Raw genomic sequence first — 17,161 nt, forward strand, 5'->3', positions numbered from 1 at the left:
GTGCCGGTGTCGGACCGGTCGGCCTGGCACCGGCGACCGCTGCGGTGCCGTTTTGGCCCGCCCGAACCGGACCTGGTAACCTGGCTCTTCGCGCAGCGATGACGCATGTTCGTCGCGCGCACAAGCTGACCAACCCGAGCTATCAAGACGAGGCTGTCGCGTGGCGAACATCAAGTCCCAGATCAAGCGCAACCGGCAGAACGAGAAGCGCCGGCTGCGTAACAAGTCGGTCAAGTCGTCGCTGAAGACCGCCATCCGCAAGTTCCACGAGGCCGCCGAGGCCGGTGACGTCGAGAAGGCCACCGTCCTCATGCAGGACGCCTCGCGCAAGCTGGACAAGGCGGTCAGCAAGGGCGTCATCCACGGCAACCAGGCCGCGAACCGCAAGTCCGCGATCGCCAAGCGCGTCGCGTCGCTCGCCTCCTGAGCCAGCGCCCAGACCTGACGGAAGCCCCGAGGCGGTGCCTCGGGGCTTCCGCACGTCCATCCGCCCGGCGTTGATCCGTTCCGGTCCGGCGGCGCGCGCCCTGATCAGGACCCAGGTTCGGTGGTTTCCGGCCGAGACCCGACGTCACTGCGCTCCGCCGGCTCGGACCGCACCACGACGCCGGGCACGCTGTGCCGTAGCCAGTCGACCCGGGCCCGCCCGACCACCGGCTCCATCTGCTGGCGGAACCGGTCACGTTCCTGCTCGGGTACGGCTGCGGCGGAGCGCACCACCGCAGCGGCCACCAGGTCGTTGAGCTTGACCATCACGGCCACCGCGGCCGGTAGCACGAGCACCGCCCACCAGGTCACCAGTTCGGCGAGCGCGAGCAGCGCCGCCAGCGCGATCGTCCCCTCGAAGAAGATGAAGCAGAGCACCCCACCCGGGTTGACGAACCGCAGGCCGAGCGCCCGCGCGTAGAACGGACGGTACCGCTCCTCGTCGGCCGGGATCGTGGCCCACGAGCCACGGAGGGCTCCGCTCACCTGGCGCCGCCCTGCCGGGCGGCAGCCACCGAGAAGACCGCCTTCTCCAGCGCGTACGCCCGGTCGTCGGAGCCGCCCTTGACGGCCGCGTTGCACTCGGCCGCCGCCCGCATGGCCAGGACCAGCCCGTCGGGGGTCCAGCCACGGGCCTGCCGTTGGGCCCGTTCGACCTTCCACGGCGGCATGCCGAGGCTGCTGGCCAGCTGGTACGGGCTGCCCCGGCCCGCCGAAGCGACCCGGGCGACCGTACGGATGCCGTCGGCGAGGGCGTCGGCGATCGGTACCGGATCCACCCCCACGTGCAAGGCCCAGCGCAGTGCCTCCAGGGCACCCGGGAGGTCACCGATCATCGTGGCGTCAGCCACCGTGAACCCGCTGACCTCCACCCGGCCCCGGTAGTAACGCGCCACCGTGTCGGCACCGATCCGGCCGTCGGTGTCGGCGATCAGTTGGGAACAGGCTGCCGCGAGTTCGCGCAGGTCGTTTCCGACGGCGGCGATCAGTGCTTCGGCGGCGTCGTCCGTGCACCGTCCGCCGGCCCGGCGGATCTCGTCGCGGACGAAGGCCACCCGGTCACGGTGTCCCTTGAGCTTTGCGGCGGGCACGACCCGGGCACCGGCCGACTTCAGGCCGTCGGCGAACGCCTTGCCCTTCGCGCCCCCGAGGTGCGCCACCACGAGCTGCACCTCCGGGTCGGGGTTCTTCGCGTACGCCAGCAGGGCGGCGACCAGGTCCTTGCGGGCGTCCTGACCGGACCGGAGCACCAGCACGCGACGCCCGCCGAACAGCGACGGGCTGAGCATCTCGTCGATCTCACCGACGGTGAGCTGACTGGCCTGGTATTCCCGCACGTCGACGGCGGGGTCGGCGGCACGGGCGGCGACAACGGTTTCGGACACCGCGCGCGTGGCGAGCAGCTCCTCGTCGCCGAGGACGAGCACAATAGGAGCGGCACTGGCGGCGGTCACGCCGCCCATATTCGCACGCGCGGCCGGCCGGTCCAGCCTGCTCGTCGTTACTCTGCCGGCAGACCCCGCACTCAGCGCAAATCCAGACATACGTCTTATCTTCCGCTTTTCGCGCTAAATTACCGTCGATTCATCGTGGTGAACGGACCCGGTCGACACCAGCGCTCACCACCGCCAGCCCCCGGGGCGACCGCACCACCGCCACGTCACCCCCGACGTCGGTACGCAGCACCCGCGCCCCGCCCCGGGCCAGCCGGGCCAGCACCGCCTCGTTGGGGTGGCCGTAGGTGTTCTGCGCACCGACCGGCACCACCGCCACCGCCGGCCGCACCGCGTCCAGAAAGGCCGGATCCTGGTACGCGGAGCCGTGGTGGGCGACCTTCAGCACGTCGGCCCGCAGCCCGTCCGGTGGCAGCCGCTCCCGCAGCGCACGCTGTTCCTCGACCTCCGCGTCGCCGGTCAGCAGGATCCGCACCCGGTCGACCGTGGCGAGCAGCACCAGTGAGTTGTTGTTCGGATCCGAGCGGGTTCCGCGCATCGGGTACGGCGGGCCGAGCACGGTCAGGTCGACCGCGCCGGCCCGGTAACGCCACCCCGCCGGGGCGGCGACCACCGGCGTGCCGTGTGCCGCGGCGGTGTTGCGCACCAGGTCTCGGCCGGCCACCGGATCCGGCCACTGCGGAACCAGCACCGTGTCCACAGGCCTTCCCCGGAAGATCCCAGCCACCCCGCCGGTGTGGTCCACGTGAAAGTGGCTGACCACCAGCAGCGACACCCGACGTACGCCGAGCCGGCGCAGGCAGGCGTCCGCCGTCGCCGGATCCGGACCGGCGTCCACCACGACCGCCCGACCGGCCGCCACCGGCAGCAGCACCGTGTCACCCTGACCCACCGCACAGGCCGTGACGACCCAACCGTCCGGCGGCCAGCCCGGCGCGACCACCCGCACCGGCAGGGCGCCCACCACGACCGCGACGAGGCAGACCGTCACCAGGCGGCGTACCAGCGGGCGCCGGGCGGCGACCAGCAACGCCACGGTCAGCACCGTCAACAGCAGCGCCCCGCACACCCCGCCGGGCCAGGGCAGGTTGCCCGCCGGCAGCCGGGCACCGTACCGGGCGACCAGCACCAGCCACCACGCCGGCCAGTGGGCCAGCCAGGCAAGAGCCTCGGCCCCGCCCGCCCAGATCGGCGAGACGATGGCCGCCGCCACGCCGAGCACCGTCGCCGGAGCGATCGCCGGCACGGCGAGAAGGTTCGCCGGCACCGCGACCAGGCTGACCGTGCCCGTCAGGCCGGCGATCACCGGCGAACAGGCGAGTTGCGCGGCGGCCGGCACCGCCAGCGCCTCGGCCGCCCCCGGCGGTACGCCCCGTTGACGCAGACCGTCCCGCCAACCCGGCGCGAGCAGCAGCAGACCACCGGTGGCCAGCACGGAAAGGGCGAAACCGGCGTCGCCGGCCAGGCCCGGGTCGACCAGCACCAGCACCGCCACGGCGGCGGCCAGCGCGGGGACTGCCGCCCGGGATCGGCCGGCGGCCAACGCGGCGAGCCCGATCGCACCCATGGTGGCCGCGCGCACCACGCTCGGCGACGGCCGGACCAGGATGACGAAGCCCACCAGGGCCAGCCCGCAGAGGCCGACGGCCAGCGCGGGACCGGCTCGGGCCCAGCGGGCCAGCAACAGCACCGCACCCACCACAATTGCCACATTCGATCCAGAGACAGCATTCAGGTGAGTCATTCCAGTGGCCTGGAAATCCTCCTCCACCGTGTCGGGCAGCCGGCTGGTGTCCCCGACCACCAGACCGGGCAGCAGGCCACCGGGATCGTCCGGCAGAGGTGCGCACGCCTGCTGGAGGCCGGCGCGGAGCCGGCCGGCAGCGCGCTGCAACGCCGACGGGGAACCGAGCCGATCCGGCGCGCCGGCTGCCATCAGGACCGCCCCGGTGAGGTCGCCGCCGCGCGGCGCGGCAAGGCGCCCCTGCGCGGTGAGCCGCTGCCCGGGCAGCAGCCCTCGCCACGCGGGATCGTCGGCGAGCACCAGTACCCGCGCCGGTACGGTGATCCGTTGGCCCTGCGGCCCGCTCAGGGTGACCAGCCCGGCCGACACCAGCACGGTCGGTGGACGGCCCACGATGCCGCCGCGTACCGGCCTGGGATCGTCCCGGACGACCAGTTCGGCGGTGACCCGGGCCCGTTCGTCCACCAGGGCACGCAGCGGGCCCGCGTCCCGTACGGTCAGCCGCGCCGAGGTGGCCGCCCCGCCACAGACCACGCCGATCAGGACCGCCACCGCGACCCAGCCGTGGCGGCGCGCGGTCGGACCGGTGCGCCCGACGAAGCCGAGCAGGTGCAGTGTCGCCAGCCCGGCGAGACCGGCCGCGACGGCGGCCAGCAGCATCATCCGCCGGGCATCGAGGTGCAGCCCCGTCAGCGCGGTGAGCCAGGCCGCCACCGCCAGCCCCGCCAGGCGGAGGTCGGGTGCGGCCCCGCCGGTCGCGACACCCGGGATTCCGGCCGACGGTGCGACCGGGGCGGCCGACGCCTTCACACCGTCACCAGATCCTTGAGTTGCTCGTACCGGGCGTCGCCGATCCCGTTGACCTGACGCAGGTCGCCCACGGACCGAAAGCCGCCGTGCTGGTCGCGATGCTCGATGATGCGCTTGGCGAGCACCGGCCCCACCCCGGGCAGCGTCTCAAGCTGTGCCGATGTGGCGGTGTTCAGGTTGACCCGCCCGCCGGTGCCGGGTTCGCCGCCCGAGCCCGAGCCGGGCAGGGTGCCCGACGGCGGGACACCCGGGGCCACGGTGGGCGCCGGTACGCCGACCAGGATCAGTTCACCGTCGCTGACCCGACGGGCCGGGTTCAGCATCGCCACGTCCACTCCGGGCAACGCACCCCCGGCGGCGTCGACGGCGTCGGCCACCCGAGCGCCGGCCGCCAGCCGCACCAACCCGGGCCGTCGGACCTTGCCGGCAACGGCGACCACAAGTTCACCTGTCGGTGCCGCCGGTTCGTCGTCGGCCGTGACCGACGGATCCGGAGTCCCGGCGGTGCCGGTCGCCGCGACGACCGGCTCCACCTGAGGCCGGGATCGCCAGGCCCAGAGCCCTGCGGACAGCACCACGAGAACGGCGACGGCCGCGAGCGCGCGGACTCCCCGCCGCCCCGGATCGAAGGCACCAGGCCCCGACAGGAGGGGTCTCGGCGACACCTCGTCGGCCGTCAGCTCGCGCTCCACGGCGACCGGTCCCCCGTCGCCAGCATGCAGCGGACCACCGGCCCGAAGCCGCCCGGCCACACGAACCGGGCCAGTGTCACCACCCGGATCGACCGCCTGGACCGGCAGCAGCACTGTCGGCCAGTCCGTCACCGACGGCGGCGGTACGGCGGCGCCGGCTGGCAGGTCCGACGTGCCGGGCATCAGTCGCCACAGCCGCTGCCGGACCACCATCTCGTCGTCCTCGTCCTTCGACACGGCGCGAGGCTAGGGCGGCCAGACCCCGACGGGTGTGCCGAGCCTGCCAGCCTGTGGACAGCGCGGGACTCTGTGGACAACGCCCGGATCATGCGCTGGATCTGCTATGACGACGCCAAAGCCGGCACCGGGTCAGTCCGTCCGCGACTCCGGGTCCAGACCGAGGACGGCGCGCCCGCCGTCGACCGGCAGGGTCACCCCGTTGACGAAGCCGGCCGCCGGCGAGAGCAGGTACGCGACGGACTCCGCCACGTCCTGCGGCTGCCCGATCCGGCCCACCGGGTGCAGCCGGGCAAGCTCCGCCTCGATCCGCCGCGCCTGGTCCGGCTCGGCCTCGGCGAGGAACGCCTCGTGTCGTTCGGTGGCCACCGAACCGAGAGCGACCGCGTTGGTTCGGATGCCGTACCTGCCGTACTCGACGGCCAGCGCCCGGGTCAGCCCCTCCACGGCCGCCTTGGCCGTGGCGTACGGCAGGCAGCCCGGCACCGGCCGATTCGCCTGATGCGACGAGATGTTCACCACCGCACCAGCGGTGCCGGCAGCGAGGAAGCGGCGTACCGCGATTGCCGCACCGACCACGACCGGGCGCAGGTTTCGGGTGATCAGGTCGACGACCTCGCCGACTGGCGCGTCGTGTACCGAGGCGTCGCGGAACACTGCGGCGTTGTTCACCCAGCCGATGAGCGGGCCGAAGCGTTCCGCCAGGTCCGCGGCCCGCCCGGCGACGCCCTCGTCACCGGCGTCACCGACCACCGTCGCGAGTTGGTCGGCCCGGGCGTGCCCCTCCACCCAGGACAACGCGCCCGGATCACGTTCGACCACCACGACCGACCCCCCGTCGGCGAGCAACCTCTCCACGATTCCCCGGCCGACCCCGCGTCCCCCACCAGTCACCACACAGGACATTGCCCCCACCTCCCCCGGCCCGGCCACGCGATCAATCCTCGCTCACCGGCGCCACCAGCGGCGAGCAGGTCAGCGGGTGGGTGGCACCGGAGGCGGCGGCCCGCCGATCGCCCCGGCGACGAGCGCCGGCCGCCCGCTCGACGGCGCCGACGTCAGCGACCCTGACGACCCGGCGGGTCAGCCGGCGGTGTCCGGCCTACGGTGGATCACCACGCAGGCGAGTCCGGGCCCGACGTGCACCGCGACGGCGGCACCGGCCTCGGAGACGTACGCCTCGCGCAGTCGGTCGCCGAGCCGGCCGGTCAGTGTGTGGAGGAGTTCCTCGGCCCGCTGCGGTGCGTCGAGATGGTGTACGGCCAGGTCCACCGGCCCGTCGCCGGCCGCTTCGACGGCGAGGTCCGCCAGACGCGCCATGCCCCGACTGGCGGTGCGGACCTTGTCTCGCAGCACGATGCGCCCCTCGGGCATGTGCAGGATGGGCTTGACCGACAGTGCGGTGCCGAGCAACGCCTCCGCCGCGTTGATCCGCCCGCCGCGACGGAGGAACTCCAGCGTGTCGACGTAGAAGTGGATGCTGGTACGACCGATGGCGGCTTCTGCCGCAGCGCGTACGCCGGCCAGGTCGGCGCCCCGCGCGGCGGCCCGGGCCGCCGCGATCGCCGGGAAACCGAGACCCATGCCGCAGGAGCGGCTGTCGACCACGCTGACCCGGTCGCCCAGTTCGGCGGCGGCCAACTCGGCGGCCTCGACCGTGCCGGAGAGCCCGGCCGACAGGTGCACCGAGACGACGCCCTCCGCCCCGGCGTCCAGCAGTTCCCGGTACGTCCGGCCAAACTGCTCGGGCGACGGGCGGGAGGTGCTCACCGCCACCCGCCGCGCGCGCAGCGCCCGGGTGGCGTCCGCCGGAAAGGTCTCGAAGCCCTCCAGCCCTTCGACGCCGGCCAGCACGACGGTCAGCGGCACCACGGTCAGCGCGTGCTCCCGCAGCAGCTCGGGTGGAAGATAGGCGGTGGAGTCGGTGACGACCGCGACTGGCATGCGGGCACGGTAGCGGATCAAACTGGGCGGCTGCCTGGCCGCGTCCGCTCAGACCGGCTCGGCGGAGACCGGAATGCCGGTCGCGGCGGTGCCGGTCGCGGCGGCGGGGATCTCCATCGGGCCGACGTTGTGGGCGCGCAGGTGCCACCCACGCTCGACGTCGTGGCGCAGTTCCGTCCAGTGACAGTTGCGCAGCGACCCGACGGCACGCAGCACGGCGTGCTCCCAGCCGAGCAGGTGGCCGCAGCCCTGCCGGGCGGCGCCGCCGTGGGTGGCAATCACCACGGTGCCCCCGGGCAGTTGGTCGGCGGCCTCCTGCAACGCGGTGCCGATGCGTTTGCCCAACTCGTCCAACGGTTCGATGTCCGCACCCGGGTCGGGATCCCCGGCCCGCCAGCGGGCGTACTCCCGGGGGAACCGCTCCGCCACCTCGGTCAGCAGCAGACCCTGCCAACTGCCGAAATGCCGCTCCCGCAGGCGGGCGTCGGAGCGTACCGGCAGGCCGGTCAGCGCGGACAGCGCGGTGGCGGTGTCCGCGGCGCGGCTCAGGTCGCTGGCGACCAGAGCGTCCGGGCGCAGCGCGGCCAGCAGCGGCGCGGCCGTGCGCGCCTGTTCCCGGCCGAGGTCGTTCAGCGGTACGTCGGTCTGTCCCTGGACCCTGCTGGCGGCGTTCCAGTCGGTGTTGCCGTGCCGCCAGATGATCAGCCTGGTCACTCGCCCGATCCGGCGGAAGCCTCTGCGCGGGCGAGGTCCCGGTCGACGAACGGAATGGTCGGGCAGTCCTTCCAGAGCCGGTCGAGGGCGTAGAACTCGCGTTCCTCGGTGTGCTGCACGTGCACCACGACGTCGACGTAGTCGAGCAGCACCCAACGGCCGCCGCGCTCGCCCTCCCGCCGCACCGGCTTCGCCTTCTCCGGCAGGTCGAGCAGGGCCTCCTCGATGGCGTCGACGATGGCCAGCACCTGGCGCTCGTTCGGGGCCGCGGCGAGCAGGAACGCGTCGGTGATGGCGAGCTGGTCACCCACGTCGATGATGACGATGTCCTGAGCCTTCTTGTCGGCCGCGGCCTGGGCGGCGACGATCGCCAGCTCGTGAGCGCGTTCGGAAACTGTCACCGTTCTCCTTCGATCAACCGTGCGATGCTTCCAGCCTCTCACACGGCCCGGATTCCCGACTCGCCAGTTTCAGCCGGAAAGAGGGATGAAACGGCCGAATCAACCCCGATACAGGCACCGTTTCGCGATGTACTGCACCACACCGTCCGGCACCAGATACCAGACCGGCTCGCCCCGGGCGACCCGGGCCCGGCAGTCGGTGGACGAGATCGCCATGGCCGGCACCTGCACCAGACTGACCGTGTCGGCGGGCAGGTGCGCGGCGGTCAGCTCGAAACCCGGCCGGGTGACCCCGATGAAATGAGCCAGCTCGAAGATCTCGTCGAGGTCCTTCCAGCTCAAGATCCGCTCCAGCGCGTCCGCGCCGGTGATGAAGAACAGCTGCGCCTTCGTACCGTACTGGGAACGCAGGTCGCGCAGGGTGTCGACGGTGTAGGTGGGCCCACCCCGGTCGATGTCGACCCGACTGACCTGGAACCGGGGGTTGGAGGCCGTGGCGATCACGGTCATCAGGTAACGATCCTCGGCCGAGCTGACCGGGACGTCGGCCTTCTGCCACGGCTGCCCGGTCGGCACGAAGATCACTTCGTCGAGGCCGAACCGGTCCGCCACCTCGCTCGCGGCCACGAGGTGCCCGTGATGGATCGGATCGAACGTTCCGCCCATGATGCCGATCCGCCGGATGTCTTCCTCCACCCCATGATCCTAGGGCGTGCCCGACCGGAGGCGGGCCGGGCCGGCACCCTCCGGACCGGCCCGACCACGGTCGTCACGCGGTGGTAGCGGCCACCGCCGTGCGCGCCACCAAGGCCCGGCGCAGGTCGTCGTCGGCGTCGGTGACCACCCGACGCAGCCCCGGCGTGAGGTCGTCGCGGGCCAGCAGCGCCGCGGCCGCCTCCCGGGTGGGCTGGGACACCGCGTGGCGGGGGAAGGCCAGCTTGGCGACCTCATCGGCCACCCAGGGCGTACGCAGCCGCGCGGCGGCCGGCATGTCGGCAAAGTAACTGGCCACGTAGGCACCGGTCAGGTCGGCCTGCTCGGGCTGCCAGAAGCCCTCCGCCGTCGCCTCGACCAGCCGATTCGACAACTCCGTGTTCGACACGATGATCTCCCAGGCGGCCTGCTTGGCAGCGGGGTCGGGCAGGGCGGCTCGGCACCGGGCGGCCCGCTCGGCGCCGGTGGCGCTCGGGTCGGCTGCCGCCTCCGCCTCGATCTCGGCCGCACCGGCGGCACCGAGGACCACCAACCGGCCGAGCAGTGCCCACCGTAGTTCGGCGTCCACGGCCAGTCCGGTGGGGACGGCCCGGCCGGCCAGCCAACCGGTGAGCATTTCGGCGTCGGTGCTCGCGGCGATCAACCCCCGGGCGGCGGCCAGCTGCAACGACTCCCCCGGCGCGGCGCCGTCGAGCAACCGCCGGCAGGACTCGGCGACCCGGGCCAGGGCGGACCGTCGGGCCAGCGGGTCGAGATAGCGGTCGATAAGCGTGCGGCTCATCGCCAGCACGTCCTCGACGATGATCACTTCCGTCTCGGTGGGCAGTGCCGCGTCAATCAGGTCCACCAGACCGGTGACCGGCCGTTCCCCGTCGGTCGCCGCGTCCAGCGCCTCACCCCAGAGCAGGGCGCGGGCCAGCGGATCGGTCAGGCGGGGCAGCAGCAGTGGCACCGCATCGGCCGAGGCGGCATCGAGGCGGATCTTGGCGAAGGTCAGGTCGCCGTCGTTGGGCAGCAGCACCGCGGCTGCCGGCTCACCGGCCAACCCGACGAGCCGGGTACGGCCGTCGTCGGTCTTAGGATCGAGGTCGACCTCGATCCGCTCGGCGGTGCCGTCCACCGCGTACCGGCCCACGCCGATGCGGTGCGGGCGCAGCACCGGGTGTGTCGGCGGCGCGGTCTGGGCGATCACTACCTCGTCGTACCGGCCGTCGGCGTCCACCGTCACCTCGGCCCGCAGCGTGTTGACCTGTGCGGTCCGCAGCCAGGACTCCGCCCAGTCGGTCAGCTCCCGCCCGCTGCTGGCGGCCAGGCTCTGGAGCAGGTCGGCGAGGGTGGCGTTGCCGAAGCGGTGCCGGGCGAAGTGGTCGTTGAGACCGGCCAGGAACGCCTCGTCACCGAGCCACGCCACCAGCTGCCGCAGCACGCTGGCCCCCTTGGCGTACGAGATGCCGTCGAAGTTGAGCAGCCCCTCGGCGGCGTCGGTGACCCGCTCGGGCGCCACCGGATGGGTGGAGGGGCGCTGGTCGGCGGCGTATCCCCACGCCTTGCGGCGCAGCGCGAACGTCGTCCACGCCCGGTCGAACCGGGTCGCCTCGGCGGTGACCCGGGTGCCCAGGTACTCCGCGAACGACTCGTTCAACCACAGATCGTCCCACCAACGCATGGTGACCAGGTCGCCGAACCACATGTGCGCCATCTCGTGGGCGATCGTGGTGGCACGCAGCTCGCGCTGGCTGTCGGTGACCGCCGAACGGAACACGTAGTCGTCGCGGAAGGTGACCAGACCCGGATTCTCCATGGCGCCCGCGTTGAACTCGGGCACGAACGCCTGGTCGTACTTGCCGAACGGATAACGCTCGTCGAACAGCTGATGGAACCGGTCGAGACACTGCTTCGTGACGGTGAAGATCTCCGTCGCGTCGGTGTCGAGGTGCTCGGCGAGTGAGCGCCGGCAGTACACACCGAGCGGAATGCCGTCGTGGGTGTCCCGGCGTACGTGCCAGGGGCCGGCGATCAGCGTGAAGAAGTACGTCGCGATCGGCAGGGTGGGAGCGAACTCCCAGCGCCCCGGTGCCGGGTTGGCCGCCAGTTCCGCGTTGGCCGCCACCGTCCAGTGCTCCGGCGCGGTCACCGACAATGTGACCGGCGCCTTCAGGTCCGGTTGGTCGAAGGCGGCGAAGACCCGTTGCACATCGTCCAGGAACGACATCACGTACAGGTAGGTCTCGCCGTCGGCGGGATCGACGAAGCGGTGCATCCCCTCGCCGGTGTTCGTGTACGCCATCTCGGCGTCGACGGTCAGCGTGTTCTGCGCCGCCAGGCCGGTCAGCGGCAGCCGGTTGTCGTCCAGCGTCGCGGGATCGAGATCGGTGTCGTTGAGCCGTACGGCGAGCAGTTCCGCCGGCTTGACCTCGGCAAAGGTCTCGGTGCCGGTGGCCCGGAACCGGATCGTGACGTGGGATCGGAAGCGCTCACCGCCCCCGGTCAGGTCGAGTTCCACCTGGTAGGACTCGACGGTAATCGACGCGCCACGCGCGGTCGCCTCTGCACGGCTCAGGCTCGGCATCCGCTTATCCTGCCCGATGAGGGAACGAACCGGCTTCCCCATTTCCCCTGGTACTGGAGGACGGGACCATGACAGCGCATCCCAAGGGTGACTTCGACCTCTCCCGGGCGGTCTGGCAACGGGCCGAGGGCGACACCTCGGAGGCCGCGGTGGAGGTCGCCTTCGTCGACGATCTCATCGGCATGCGCAACTCCGCCGAGCCGGACGGCCCGGTGCTGGTGTTCACCCAGGCCGAGTGGGACGCCTTCGTCGCGGGTGCCCAGGACGGCGAGTTCGATCTGGACTGACCACCACCAGCGGCGTCCCGGGCAACCGCACTAGTCACCGTCGCCCCAGCCGAGGCCACCGGGACCGGGCGCGTGATGGAAACCGGCGTGGCCGGCGACATCGACACAACATTCGGCGTCCGGCCCGAGGGCACCGCAGAACAACCGCTCCGCGCGGTGCCAGGCGTCGGCCGGCGACAACGCGGAGGCACCGAGCGCCAACTCGGGCCGGAGCACGCTCAACGCCTCGGCGTACCCGACGGCCACCTCACGGGCGGCGACGAGATCGGCAGCGGTGAAGCCGAGATGCACGGTGAAATGGCGGTCGGGCGGGGACGGCCGGCGCGGCGGCCCCACCAGCGGTAGCCGATCCCCGCCGGCCGCCCCGGCCATCCACCGACGCCAGTACGCCGCACGGTTGTCCCGCATCCGTCCTCCCCGTGGCACGCCGAACCCCTGACCGGCGACGCACCGACCAACCGGTCGGGTTTGGCGGCTGGATCACCGCTGGGCAGATCGACGACGTCGCCGGAGCCAGCAAACCAGGCTTCCCCGATCCTGGGAGGGGCCAGCAGCCGACCTGCCCGACCGGCCCGGCGTCACTGCCGCCCGTCGTGCGGTTCAGCGGCTCTGACCTGGGTAGGTACAGCCCGCGACGATTGAACGGCCGGTCGGCGACGGCCGCGCCTCGGCAGCAGGGGACCCGATGGCGACCATTCCGACGGACCGCAGCCCGGACAGCACCCTGGCCTTCCTACGGGCCGGCTACCGCTTCATCGGTCAGCGGTGCGAGCGGTACGGCACCGACATCTTCCAGACCCGTCTGCTGCTGGAGCCGACGATCTGCCTGCGCGGCCGGGCCGCCGCCGAACTCTTCTATGACGCCGACCGGTTCGTGCGGGAGGGTGCCATGCCGGCTCGCGGTCAACGGACGCTGACCGGCCGGGGCGGCGTCCAGGGTCTCGACGGCGACGCCCACCACGACCGCAAGGCCATGTTCATGTCGCTGATGACCCCGACCGCGGTGCGGCGGCTGGGGCAGCTCTTCGCCGACGAGTGGCAGGCTCGGCTGCCCGCCTGGGAGCTCGCCGGGACGGTGACCCTGCACACCGAGGTCGCGTCGATGCTGACCCGGGCGGTCTGCGCCTGGGCAGGGGTGCCGCTGAGCGATGGCGAGCTGGATCGGCGTACCGCCGATCTACAGGCCATGATCGACAGTGCCGCCGCGCTCGGTCCCCGGCACTGGCGTGGTCGACTGGGCCGGCTGCGCGGCGAGCACTGGGCCGGTGATCTCGTCGAGCGGGTACGCGGCGGGTCACTGTCGCCGCCCGACGGCACCGCCCTACGCGTGATCGCCGAGCACCGCGACGGCGAGGGACATCGGCTGCCCCGCCGCGTCGCCGCGGTGGAGCTGCTCAACGTGCTCCGTCCGACCGTCGCGGTGGCCCGGTTCGTGGTCTTCGCCGCGCTGGCCCTGCACGACCATCCCGCCTGGCGGCAACGGGTCCGCGACGACGAGGCCACCGGGCAGTTCGTGCAGGAGGTGCGCCGCTACTACCCGTTCTTCCCGGTGGCCGCGGCCCGGGTCCGGCGGGACTTCGACTGGCAGGGGTACCACTTCCCGCAGGGCCGTCGGGTGCTGCTGGATCTCTACGGCACCGATCACCACCCCGAGGTGTGGCCGGAGCCGGAGCGGTTCCGGCCGGAGCGCTTCGCCGGTTGGCCAGGTGACCCGTTCACGCTGGTACCGCAGGGCGGCGGAGGCCATCTCACCGGACACCGCTGCGCCGGAGAGTGGATCACGATCGAGTTGATGAAGCGGGCGGTGACGCTGCTGACCGAGGTCATCCGCTACGACGTACCGCCGCAGGACCTCGCGGTGGACCTGAGCCGGATGCCGGCGCTGCCGGGCAGCGGCTTCGTCGTCACCGCCGTGCGACGCGTCCACTGAGCCTGCCGGCCGGGCCGGCACCGGGCTGACGCCGTGCCGCCGGGGCCACCGGCGGCACGGTCGGCATCAGGCCGGGTGCAGCACCGTACGCAGGCAGCCGTCCTCCTTCTTCTCGAACATCTCGTAGCCGCGCCTACCCTGCTCCAGCGGGAGCGGGTGGGTGGCCAGGTACCCCGGGTCGATCTCACCGGCGGCGAGCCGGTCGAGCAGCATCGGGATGTAGCGCTGAGCGTGCATCTGCCCCATCCGCAGCACCAGGGCCTTGTTCATCGCCGCGCCCAGCGGGAACTTGTCCACCAGGCCGGCGTAGACGCCGACGATGCTGACCGTGCCGCCCTTGCGTGCCGCCATGATGGCCTGCCGGACGGAGGTGGGCCGGTCGGTCTGCAAGCGGGCGCTCTGCTTCGCCTTGTCGTACGCGTAGACCGGGCCGACGTCGTGGGACTCCATGCCGACCGCGTCGATGCAGGCGTCCGGTCCGCGACCGGAGGTCATCTCGCGCAACGCCTCGAGCACGTCGGTGTCGGCGTAGTTGACGGTCTCCACTCCCAGCCGGTCCGCGGCCACGGCCAGTCGCTCCGGCAGCCGGTCGACCATGATGACCCGCTCGGCGCCGAGCAGCTGCGCCGCCCGGGCGGCCATCTGCCCCACTCCCCCGGCACCCCACACCGCGACCACCTCGCCGCCGGTGAGGCCGCAGAAGTCGGCCGCCATCCAGCCGGTCGGCATGGCGTCCGAGGCGAAGACCACCGCGTCGTCGGGTACTCCGTCGGGCACCTTGAACGCCCCGACGTCGCCGAACGGCACCCGTACGTACTCGGCGTGGCTGCCGGAGTAGCCCCCGGCGGCGTGCGAGTAGCCGAGGATGCCGGCCGGCGAGTGACCCCACAGCTTCTCCGCGAAGACCGGCTGCGGGTTCGAGTTGTCGCACAGCGAGTACTGCTCGGTCCGGCAGTACCAGCAGCCGCCGCAGGCCACCACCGAGCCGACCACCACCCGGTCGCCGACGGTCAGCCGCCGTACCCCGGGCCCGACCTCGACCACCTCGCCGGTGAACTCGTGGCCCAGGATGTCGCCCTCCCGCATCGCCGGGATGAAACCGTTGATCAGATGCAGGTCGGAGCCGCAGACGCTGCTGGCCCGGACCCGGACGATGATGTCACCGTCGGCGCGTACGCACGGCTCCGGCACGTCGCGTACCTTCAGCTTGCCGACGCCCTCCCAGCACAGCGCCTTCACGCCCGTCCTCCCGTCGTCAGCCGCTCCCGGAGCTTGTCGGTGCTTCGTTCCTGTGCCCGACTCCGTCCGGACGGGTCCCGCCGGGTGTCGATGACCTGACCGCACTCGATGAGCGACTTGACCCGGCGCAGCGTGTCGCGCAGCCGTAGGTCCGGTTCGTCACCGCCGGCCAGGCCCAGAGCGCGGCGCAGTGGGCCGGAGCGGTACCGCAGTTCCGCCCGGATCTCGGTGCCCCGGCCCTGGGGTGCCGGCACCAGTTCCACCGTGCCCTGCTGCTCCGGCCACCCGGTGACCTGCCAGCGCAGCCGGCCGGGGCCGGTCACGGTGATCTCGGCTCGCCACTCGGTGGCGCCGGTGTCCGGATCACGGGAGACACACCGCCACCGGTTTCCGTCGATCTGTTCCAGCGTCGCCCACTCGGCCAGCGCACGGTCGAGCCGCTCCCGCTCCGTCCAGAAGCCGATCACCCCCGCTACCGGCCGGTCGACCGTCACCCCGCGCCGGACCACATACCAGCCGTCCTCCCGGTGGGGCTGGTGCCGACGCCGTCGGCGGGTCACCGCCCGGCCGACACCGACCGCGGTCACGGTCACGGCGCCCACCAGCGCCAGTCTCGTTGCGTTGCTTCTCATCACGCCTCCTCCGCCCCCGGACGTCCGGTGCCCGGCCGCCCGCAGAGCCCGCTACCCGGCACGGAGACCGCGAAACGGACGGAAGGCAAGGGCTCCTCCGATCGGTACGCCCGAGGAGGAGCCCTTGCCGAGGTCACGCCGATGTCGCGTCCGGTTCGTGCGACAGACCGCCGTGAGCAGCGGCTGCGTTCGCTGACCGGTCAGTGCCGCACCTGGTGCCGGGAGTGCTGCGCCTGGTCCTTCACGTCGTGGGCCGCGGACCGGGTGTCATCGGTGACCGCCTGCGCGGCGTCCTGCGCGGTGGCCTTCACCGACTCGGCGGCCTGCTGCGCCGGCTCGCGCAGTTCCTCCTTCATCTCGCTGGCCACCCGGCCCAGCTTCTCGGTCACCGCCGAGCCGTGCTCACCGGCCTTCTCCCGGGCCTGGGTGGCCAGCTGCTGCTCACGCTGGGTCGGCGGGATGAGCGAGGAGACGAGCATGCCGACGCCGAAGGCGATGAGGCCGGCGGCCAGCGGGTTCCCCTCGGACTTGCGCCTGATCACCTGCGGGGCGCGGTGGGCCGCGTCGCCGACGGTCGAGGCCGCCGAATGCGCGGCGTCGCCCACCGCAGCGGCCTTCGAGGCGGCACGATCGCCGGCCGCGTGGGCTCCCTGGCTGGTCTGATGGCCGAGGTCGGATGCGGTTCCCATTACCCTGTCCCTCACATTCTGCAGCGTGGTACGCACCCGCTGCTTACGATCGTCGACGATGCGACCCGGGCTGACCTTGTACGCCAGCGCGTCCACGTCGGAACTCAGGTTGTCGCGGGTGGCTTCGATCTCCCGGCGGATCTGGACGGGGTCGGTGCTCATCGGGTCACTCCCTCCGGGTGTGGCTTGAGCGCGTCGGGGATGCGCTGCACGCTGTCGTTTGTCTGCTTGAGCCCGCGGATGCGCTCCGCGTTCCGTCGGCCCATCGTGTAGAGAAGCGCCGCGATCGCCGCCCAGATGACGGCCACGATCAGTCCCGCCCAGCCGGCGTCCATCACGTTGGAGAGGCCGCCCCAGAGTGCGAGGGAGAGGAACAGGGCGACCATGTACGCGCCGAAGCCGGCACCGCCGAACAGGCCGGCGGCCTTGCCCGCCTTCTTCCCCTCCTGACGGATCTCGGCCTTTGCCAGTTCCACCTCCTGCCGCATCAGGGTCGACAGGTCGCTGGTGACCTGGCGCATCAGCTCGCCGATGGAGCTACCCCGGACCTCCTCCGCGGAGGGCGGGTGATGGTTCCGGGGGTCCGCTGCGGAACTCTGCGTCGGCGTGGTCATGCCGT

The 17,161-nt window shown here is 72.4% G+C and carries 18 protein-coding genes; 3 read left to right on the forward strand and 15 right to left on the reverse strand.

The window, feature by feature from the left end:
- Positions 1 to 160 precede the first annotated feature (160 nt).
- Entirely contained in the window at positions 161 to 427 is a 267-nt protein-coding gene (gene rpsT, locus AB0J93_RS26925; protein ID WP_363925107.1) for a 30S ribosomal protein S20, read from the forward strand.
- 104 nt (positions 428 to 531) lie between these two features.
- Here rpsT and AB0J93_RS26930 read toward each other — a convergent pair whose 3' ends face one another.
- The 10 genes from AB0J93_RS26930 to pepN form a co-directional block, all read right to left on the reverse strand.
- Positions 532 to 972 (reverse strand): hypothetical protein, encoded by a 441-nt coding sequence (locus AB0J93_RS26930; RefSeq protein ID WP_363925108.1) that lies wholly within the window; start codon positions 970 to 972, stop codon positions 532 to 534.
- Positions 969 to 1,949 carry a DNA polymerase III subunit delta gene (gene holA / locus AB0J93_RS26935; protein WP_363925109.1) on the reverse strand — a complete coding sequence of 327 codons (981 nt, stop codon included), beginning with the start codon at positions 1,947 to 1,949 and terminating at the stop codon, positions 969 to 971. The genes AB0J93_RS26930 and holA overlap by 4 nt, the downstream gene beginning before the upstream one ends.
- A 121-nt stretch (positions 1,950 to 2,070) precedes the next feature.
- Positions 2,071 to 4,455, reverse strand: a complete 2,385-nt coding sequence (locus AB0J93_RS26940) for a ComEC/Rec2 family competence protein (protein WP_363925150.1) — start codon at positions 4,453 to 4,455, stop codon at positions 2,071 to 2,073.
- A 35-nt stretch (positions 4,456 to 4,490) separates the two neighbouring features.
- Positions 4,491 to 5,399 (reverse strand): helix-hairpin-helix domain-containing protein, encoded by a 909-nt coding sequence (locus tag AB0J93_RS26945; protein ID WP_363925151.1) that lies wholly within the window; start codon positions 5,397 to 5,399, stop codon positions 4,491 to 4,493.
- Positions 5,400 to 5,555: 156 nt separating this feature from the next.
- Complete coding sequence (locus AB0J93_RS26950) at positions 5,556 to 6,329, reverse strand: SDR family oxidoreductase (RefSeq protein ID WP_363925110.1); 774 nt, start codon at positions 6,327 to 6,329, stop codon at positions 5,556 to 5,558.
- 177 nt (positions 6,330 to 6,506) lie between these two features.
- Complete coding sequence (locus AB0J93_RS26955) at positions 6,507 to 7,367, reverse strand: DegV family protein (protein WP_363925111.1); 861 nt, start codon at positions 7,365 to 7,367, stop codon at positions 6,507 to 6,509.
- A 48-nt stretch (positions 7,368 to 7,415) separates the two neighbouring features.
- Complete coding sequence (locus tag AB0J93_RS26960; RefSeq protein WP_363925112.1) at positions 7,416 to 8,081, reverse strand: histidine phosphatase family protein; 666 nt, start codon at positions 8,079 to 8,081, stop codon at positions 7,416 to 7,418.
- The gene (gene rsfS, locus AB0J93_RS26965) at positions 8,078 to 8,482 is read right to left on the reverse strand and encodes a ribosome silencing factor (RefSeq protein WP_363925113.1); all 405 of its coding nucleotides are present in this window, start codon (positions 8,480 to 8,482) and stop codon (positions 8,078 to 8,080) included. Before rsfS ends, AB0J93_RS26960 begins: the two co-directional genes overlap by 4 nt.
- A gap of 99 nt (positions 8,483 to 8,581) precedes the next feature.
- Complete coding sequence (gene nadD / locus AB0J93_RS26970; protein ID WP_363925114.1) at positions 8,582 to 9,178, reverse strand: nicotinate-nucleotide adenylyltransferase; 597 nt, start codon at positions 9,176 to 9,178, stop codon at positions 8,582 to 8,584.
- A 73-nt stretch (positions 9,179 to 9,251) separates the two neighbouring features.
- The gene (pepN, locus tag AB0J93_RS26975; protein WP_363925115.1) at positions 9,252 to 11,765 is read right to left on the reverse strand and encodes an aminopeptidase N; all 2,514 of its coding nucleotides are present in this window, start codon (positions 11,763 to 11,765) and stop codon (positions 9,252 to 9,254) included.
- A gap of 68 nt (positions 11,766 to 11,833) precedes the next feature.
- Here pepN and AB0J93_RS26980 point away from each other — a divergent pair, with 68 nt between their 5' ends.
- The gene (locus AB0J93_RS26980) at positions 11,834 to 12,052 is read left to right on the forward strand and encodes a DUF397 domain-containing protein (protein ID WP_093407559.1); all 219 of its coding nucleotides are present in this window, start codon (positions 11,834 to 11,836) and stop codon (positions 12,050 to 12,052) included.
- A 30-nt stretch (positions 12,053 to 12,082) separates the two neighbouring features.
- Here the strand turns inward: AB0J93_RS26980 and AB0J93_RS26985 are convergent, their stop codons facing one another.
- Entirely contained in the window at positions 12,083 to 12,460 is a 378-nt protein-coding gene (locus tag AB0J93_RS26985; RefSeq protein ID WP_363925116.1) for a hypothetical protein, read from the reverse strand.
- A gap of 277 nt (positions 12,461 to 12,737) precedes the next feature.
- Between AB0J93_RS26985 and AB0J93_RS26990 the strand changes: the two genes are divergently transcribed.
- On the forward strand, positions 12,738 to 13,982 hold the full coding sequence (locus AB0J93_RS26990) for a cytochrome P450 (protein ID WP_363925117.1): 1,245 nt from the start codon (positions 12,738 to 12,740) through the stop codon (positions 13,980 to 13,982).
- Positions 13,983 to 14,048: 66 nt separating this feature from the next.
- On the opposite strand, the gene AB0J93_RS26995 is transcribed toward AB0J93_RS26990, so the two are convergent.
- From AB0J93_RS26995 to AB0J93_RS27010, 4 genes are all read right to left on the reverse strand, one after another.
- Positions 14,049 to 15,221 (reverse strand): zinc-dependent alcohol dehydrogenase, encoded by a 1,173-nt coding sequence (locus AB0J93_RS26995; RefSeq protein ID WP_363925118.1) that lies wholly within the window; start codon positions 15,219 to 15,221, stop codon positions 14,049 to 14,051.
- Entirely contained in the window at positions 15,218 to 15,853 is a 636-nt protein-coding gene (locus AB0J93_RS27000; RefSeq protein ID WP_363925119.1) for a cyclase, read from the reverse strand. The genes AB0J93_RS26995 and AB0J93_RS27000 overlap by 4 nt, the downstream gene beginning before the upstream one ends.
- A gap of 200 nt (positions 15,854 to 16,053) precedes the next feature.
- On the reverse strand, positions 16,054 to 16,704 hold the full coding sequence (locus AB0J93_RS27005) for a DUF3618 domain-containing protein (protein ID WP_363925120.1): 651 nt from the start codon (positions 16,702 to 16,704) through the stop codon (positions 16,054 to 16,056).
- Positions 16,701 to 17,156 (reverse strand): phage holin family protein, encoded by a 456-nt coding sequence (locus AB0J93_RS27010; protein ID WP_363925121.1) that lies wholly within the window; start codon positions 17,154 to 17,156, stop codon positions 16,701 to 16,703. Before AB0J93_RS27010 ends, AB0J93_RS27005 begins: the two co-directional genes overlap by 4 nt.
- Positions 17,157 to 17,161: the final 5 nt, after the last annotated feature.

The organism is Micromonospora sp. NPDC049374 (assembly GCF_040677165.1).
Taxonomy (GTDB): domain Bacteria; phylum Actinomycetota; class Actinomycetes; order Mycobacteriales; family Micromonosporaceae; genus Micromonospora.

Excerpts from the sequence above, each read along its gene's own strand:
- holA (WP_363925109.1), bottom strand. The coding sequence starts at position 1,949 with ATGGGCGGCGTGACCGCCGCCAGTGCCGCTCCTATTGTGCTCGTCCTC.
- AB0J93_RS26945 (WP_363925151.1), bottom strand. The coding sequence starts at position 5,399 with ATGGTGGTCCGGCAGCGGCTGTGGCGACTGATGCCCGGCACGTCGGAC.
- AB0J93_RS26950 (WP_363925110.1), bottom strand. The coding sequence starts at position 6,329 with ATGTCCTGTGTGGTGACTGGTGGGGGACGCGGGGTCGGCCGGGGAATC.
- AB0J93_RS26955 (WP_363925111.1), bottom strand. The coding sequence starts at position 7,367 with ATGCCAGTCGCGGTCGTCACCGACTCCACCGCCTATCTTCCACCCGAG.
- pepN (WP_363925115.1), bottom strand. The coding sequence starts at position 11,765 with ATGCCGAGCCTGAGCCGTGCAGAGGCGACCGCGCGTGGCGCGTCGATT.
- AB0J93_RS26980 (WP_093407559.1), top strand. The coding sequence starts at position 11,834 with ATGACAGCGCATCCCAAGGGTGACTTCGACCTCTCCCGGGCGGTCTGG.
- AB0J93_RS26985 (WP_363925116.1), bottom strand. The coding sequence starts at position 12,460 with ATGCGGGACAACCGTGCGGCGTACTGGCGTCGGTGGATGGCCGGGGCG.
- AB0J93_RS26990 (WP_363925117.1), top strand. The coding sequence starts at position 12,738 with ATGGCGACCATTCCGACGGACCGCAGCCCGGACAGCACCCTGGCCTTC.
- AB0J93_RS27000 (WP_363925119.1), bottom strand. The coding sequence starts at position 15,853 with ATGAGAAGCAACGCAACGAGACTGGCGCTGGTGGGCGCCGTGACCGTG.
- AB0J93_RS27005 (WP_363925120.1), bottom strand. The coding sequence starts at position 16,704 with ATGAGCACCGACCCCGTCCAGATCCGCCGGGAGATCGAAGCCACCCGC.
- AB0J93_RS27010 (WP_363925121.1), bottom strand. The coding sequence starts at position 17,156 with ATGACCACGCCGACGCAGAGTTCCGCAGCGGACCCCCGGAACCATCAC.